Consider the following 4,209-nt stretch of genomic DNA (forward strand, 5'->3'; position numbering starts at 1 on the left):
GGGTCGTGATCATCCAGCGGTGTCCGAACGGATCGGTGACGACGCCGTTGCGGCCGTACGGGTAGTCGGCCACGGGACGGTCGGGGGCCCCGCCGAGTTCGACGGCGCGGGAGAAGACCACGTCGACGTCGGGGACCGTCAGGTAGAGCGACTGGCTGGGGCCGCCGCGCGCCTTGGGGCCGAGGAGTCCCAGTTCGGGGAACTCGTCGGCGAGCATCAGGATGGAGTCGCCGAGCGCCAGTTCCGCGTGCCCGACGCGCCCGTCGTCCATGATGACCGGCTCGTCGCGGACTTCCGCGCCGAACGCGTCCGCGTACCAGCGCAGGGCTTGCTGTCCGTCGTCGACACAGAGGTACGGGGCGAGAGTGTGCATCTGGGCGGTGGTGGTCGTGGTCATGGTGTCTCCCGTGGGTTGCAGCAGCGCGCGCCGCAGGCGGTCGCGCAGCCGCGCCGCGAAGCTCGGGTCCGGTTCGACCGGGACGACCGGTGCGTGGAGAGCCTCCAGCGGATCAGTCATCGTGGCCCTCCTTCCTGCCTCGGCGTCCGGAGATCCGTTTCCCGGGCGAACAATGATCGGTGTAGGCGTGCCGGAAAGCGGCCCTGGCCCGCACCAGCAACGCCTCCGTGGCCTGGTGTGTGCGCCCGAGATGCTCGGCGACCTGGGGGACGGGCAGCCCGTCGAGGTAGCGGAGCGTCAGGGCGGCCCGGTGGTGGGCGCCCAGGGTGCCGAGGACCTCGCGGGCGAGAAGTGCGTCCAGGCGCTCGTCCCAGGGATCCTCAGTGACGTCCCGGACACCCCCGTCCAGGACCTGGAGGCCGCGTTCCTCGCGTGCCGCCCGCCGCCAATGGTCGGCCAGTTTGTGCCTGGCCACGCCGACCAGCCAGGCGACGGACAGTTCCGGAGGAGGCTTCTTGCGCACCGCCTCGACCGCGGCCAGGAACGTCTCCGCCGTGAGGTCCTCGGCCAGCGCACGCCGGCCGCACCGGGGCAGCAGGTAGCCGTAGACCTCGGGGAGCGCCGTGTCGTAGAGATCAAGCAGCGCCGCCCCCGGGTCGGGCTCGAGTTGTCCCGGGTGGTTCATACTCCTCCATCGTTCGGCGGGCCGCTTCTCCGACGGGTCACCGCCAAGAAATTTCGGACGATCACGGATCGCCCTCGATGTCACCGCTCTTCCTCCCAGGTCACAGGGGTCGCGAATGATCGCGAAGAGCGATGACCGATCATGGAGAACGTGGTGATTCCCGAAGCTCTCACGCTCTACACCGCCGATGGCGTGCGGATCGACGCAGGTCACCTGCCGGGCGACGGCGATCTGTGCTTCGTCCTGGCACATGGCTTCACGTGCTCGTGGCGGCAGGCGCCGCTTCGCCGCATCGCCGGTGCCCTCAACCGGCACGGCGGGGTCATCGGGCTCGATTTCCGTGGTCATGGCAGGTCCGGTGGGTGCTCCACCGTGGGTGACCGCGAGGTCTTCGACCTCGACGCGGTGGTCGCGGCGGCGCGCCGCCGGGGATACGCGAGGATCGCCGTCGCGGGATTCTCCATGGGCGGCGCCATCGCCGTCAGGCACGCGGCACTGCACGGCGGGGTGGACGCGGTGGTCTCCGTCAGCGCACCGGCTCGCTGGCATTACCGCGACACGGTGCCGATGCGGCGCGTGCACTGGGCGATCGAGCGACGCGTCGGGCGGCTGGCGGTGCGCCTGGCACGCGGTACCCGGATCGCCCCGAGCGGATGGGATCCGGTGCCAGAGGCGCCATACGAGGTCGTCGGCAGGATCGCCCCGGTGCCGCTCCTGGTCGTCCACGGGGACGCCGACCCGTTCTTCCCTCCCGAACACGGCCGGCAGCTGTACGGCGCCGCCCGCGACCCACGCGAACTGTGGGTCGAGCCGGCCTTCGGCCACGCGGAAGTCGCCGCCACACCAGGTCTGATCAAGCGCATTGGCGATTGGGCCGCGGTCGCCACCCCCTGAGGTCTGTCCGACCTGTGGTGATTCGAAGTTATCCACAATGTCGCACTCGCCTTACGAAGGGCCGTCCGACCAACCACCATCAATCCACATGGACGGATTCAGCCTTACCTGGAAGCGGACGACCGCCGATTCGGTCGTCCCCGTCGGCCCCGGCGTCTATTTCGTCCCGGTGAGGGGTTCTTCGCTCGCCGCGCGATCCGCCGCGCTCAGCGGGCTCCTGCCGAAGGAGTTCGTCGTCGCACGCCGCACCGCCGCATGGATCTGGGGCCTGGACGTCTTACCCCCGGGAGTGGACGAGGCCGACTGGCCCGTGGACCTCATCGCCTCAACCACTCCCGGAACCCAGCCGCCGGCCACGCGCGGCCCGTCGACGAGCCCGCACGGGCCTTCCCCGATCAGTGCCGACACCGTGGAGCTCCCAGCCGGCCATGTCGTGGAGCAGGAAGGTGTGCGCGTCACCTCCCTGGCCAGGACGGCCCTGGACTGTGCGCGCTGGCTCCCTCGTTACGAGGCGGTCGCGGCACTGGACCAGTTCCTGCGCCGGGGAGTGCCCGCCGTCGAACTCACCACGATGGCCCGCACCCTGCCGGGGTACCGCGGCAACAAGCGACTACGGGAGATCGTCCGCCTCGGTGACCGCGGCGCGGCATCCCCAGGAGAGAGCTGGACCCGAGTCGCCGTCATGAAAACGGGCTTCCCGCGTCCGCACACGCAGATACCGGTGATGGGGCCGCATGGGCAGTGGCTTTACGTCGACCTCGGCTACCCGGAATTCCGTGTCGGCCTCGAGTACGACGGCGAACGTCATCACACCGGTACCGGGGCCCGCGCTCATGATGCGCGCCGCCGGCGCTGGCTCGACAAGGAGACGGGGTGGGAGATCATTCCCGTCACGAAGCATTTCCTGTACCGCCCGGCGCCCTACATGGAGGCACTCCTGACCGCACTCCTTCAACGAGGCTGGCAACCCGATGACGCAACCATGGACCACATAACCGCCCGCCTGGCTCTCCTTCGACGCCGCCGCTGAGACCATTATGCCGGTGAGCGGCGTGGACGCTGGGCCCGGTGTCGCCGTGCTCATCCGTGAGCTGATCGAGGGCGAGACCGGGCCGCTACCGGATAAGCGCTACTGCTGGAGGTCGAGGAGGTTGACCAGGCGTTTCGGGGCGATGAGGCGGTAGCTGTCCTCGATGAGTTCGGCTATCTCCTCCCAGTTCTGGTCGATGTCGAGGAGGGTGCCGACCCATCCCTTGCCGCCCACGTACTTCGGAACGAAGAAGCGCTCAGGGTCCTCTGCTACGAGGGCTTCCTGCACCCCTGGCCCCGCCTTGAACATCATTGAGAGGCCGTCCTCGCTCGTCATGACGAACAGCTTGTCCCGAACTCGGAAGGACGGTGCCGTGTGCCCCCCGAACGGCTTCTCCACCGCTTCCGGAAACGAAAGGCATATTTTGCGTATCCGCGAGTGTGCGTCCATGTCACTCATGCGCAGTCCTCCCGTAGTCGTGGCCTCCGCGCCCTTCCTGCGATTCCCATGGTTCCAGCGGGCCGGGCACCTTCAGGTCCTTGGCAATCGTAAGCGCAACCGGGGCCCACCGGCAGAGCCCGAACCGACGGCGGCCGTCAGGGCTGTTCCGGTGCGGTGCGGGGTGCGTGGGTGACGCGTTGGACCGCGCCCAGGACCGGGCTCTTCCCCGTACGCTGATACTTCGGCGGCTCATTGGCCGCCAGCGCCCCGTCTGACGTGTTCAGCGGGATGCCGAGCCGCTCCAGCAGTGACGGGTACCGGAATGACCGGGCTTCCCCGCCCGGTACGAGGGGTGCCGCCACGAGGGACCCCGTCGTCCCAGCTCCACGGCCCTTCGCGGACCAGGAGTGGCGCGACGGGTACCCGCCCGTCGCCTGGGGTCAGTTCTCAAGCCGCCGCCGCTACGGAGAACCCGAGTTTTCCGCTTGATGGAAGCCGTGCTGACGCACGTGAGGGCATTGGCGATGGTCGTGGGATGCGGTTGTGGCGCCCGCAGCGAACAGGTGTCGCTGCGCGGTGATCACTGCCGGGGAATCGGCTGTGCCTCGGGGCGGCGGGGTGTGACGGATGGTGGTGGAGTTGTGGTTGCGGAGCGTCAGGTGGCCATCGCTGTGGGGTCGGCGTTGTGAGTGGTCATGGCGGTGGGGTGGGCGTCAGTGCGGGCGGTGAGGTGGAGGTCGTCGTCGACGGGAGGGACGATCT

General features: G+C 69.1%; 5 protein-coding genes. 2 read left to right on the forward strand and 3 right to left on the reverse strand.

The features are described from left to right. Positions 1 to 517: VOC family protein (locus E1285_RS43655; RefSeq protein WP_132160786.1), on the reverse strand; the 517-nt coding region annotated here is incomplete at its 3' end. Beyond that, positions 510 to 1,082 (reverse strand): sigma-70 family RNA polymerase sigma factor, encoded by a 573-nt coding sequence (locus tag E1285_RS43660; protein ID WP_132160787.1) that lies wholly within the window; start codon positions 1,080 to 1,082, stop codon positions 510 to 512. The genes E1285_RS43660 and E1285_RS43655, both read right to left, overlap by 8 nt. A gap of 141 nt (positions 1,083 to 1,223) precedes the next feature. Between E1285_RS43660 and E1285_RS43665 the strand changes: the two genes are divergently transcribed. Then, complete coding sequence (locus tag E1285_RS43665; protein WP_132160788.1) at positions 1,224 to 1,976, forward strand: alpha/beta fold hydrolase; 753 nt, start codon at positions 1,224 to 1,226, stop codon at positions 1,974 to 1,976. An 88-nt stretch (positions 1,977 to 2,064) separates the two neighbouring features. After that, on the forward strand, positions 2,065 to 3,006 hold the full coding sequence (locus tag E1285_RS43670; RefSeq protein ID WP_132160789.1) for a hypothetical protein: 942 nt from the start codon (positions 2,065 to 2,067) through the stop codon (positions 3,004 to 3,006). Positions 3,007 to 3,105: 99 nt separating this feature from the next. Here E1285_RS43670 and E1285_RS43675 read toward each other — a convergent pair whose 3' ends face one another. Continuing rightward, a complete protein-coding gene (locus E1285_RS43675; RefSeq protein ID WP_132160790.1) occupies positions 3,106 to 3,465 on the reverse strand; it encodes an MmcQ/YjbR family DNA-binding protein in 360 nt (119 codons plus the stop codon). Between the last annotated feature and the right edge of the window lie 744 nt (positions 3,466 to 4,209).

The sequence above is a fragment of the Actinomadura sp. 7K507 genome (genome assembly GCF_004348425.1).
Taxonomy (GTDB): Bacteria; Actinomycetota; Actinomycetes; order Streptosporangiales; family Streptosporangiaceae; genus Spirillospora.

Excerpts from the sequence above, each read along its gene's own strand:
- E1285_RS43660 (WP_132160787.1), bottom strand. The coding sequence starts at position 1,082 with ATGAACCACCCGGGACAACTCGAGCCCGACCCGGGGGCGGCGCTGCTT.
- E1285_RS43665 (WP_132160788.1), top strand. The coding sequence starts at position 1,224 with ATGGAGAACGTGGTGATTCCCGAAGCTCTCACGCTCTACACCGCCGAT.
- E1285_RS43670 (WP_132160789.1), top strand. The coding sequence starts at position 2,065 with ATGGACGGATTCAGCCTTACCTGGAAGCGGACGACCGCCGATTCGGTC.
- E1285_RS43675 (WP_132160790.1), bottom strand. The coding sequence starts at position 3,465 with ATGAGTGACATGGACGCACACTCGCGGATACGCAAAATATGCCTTTCG.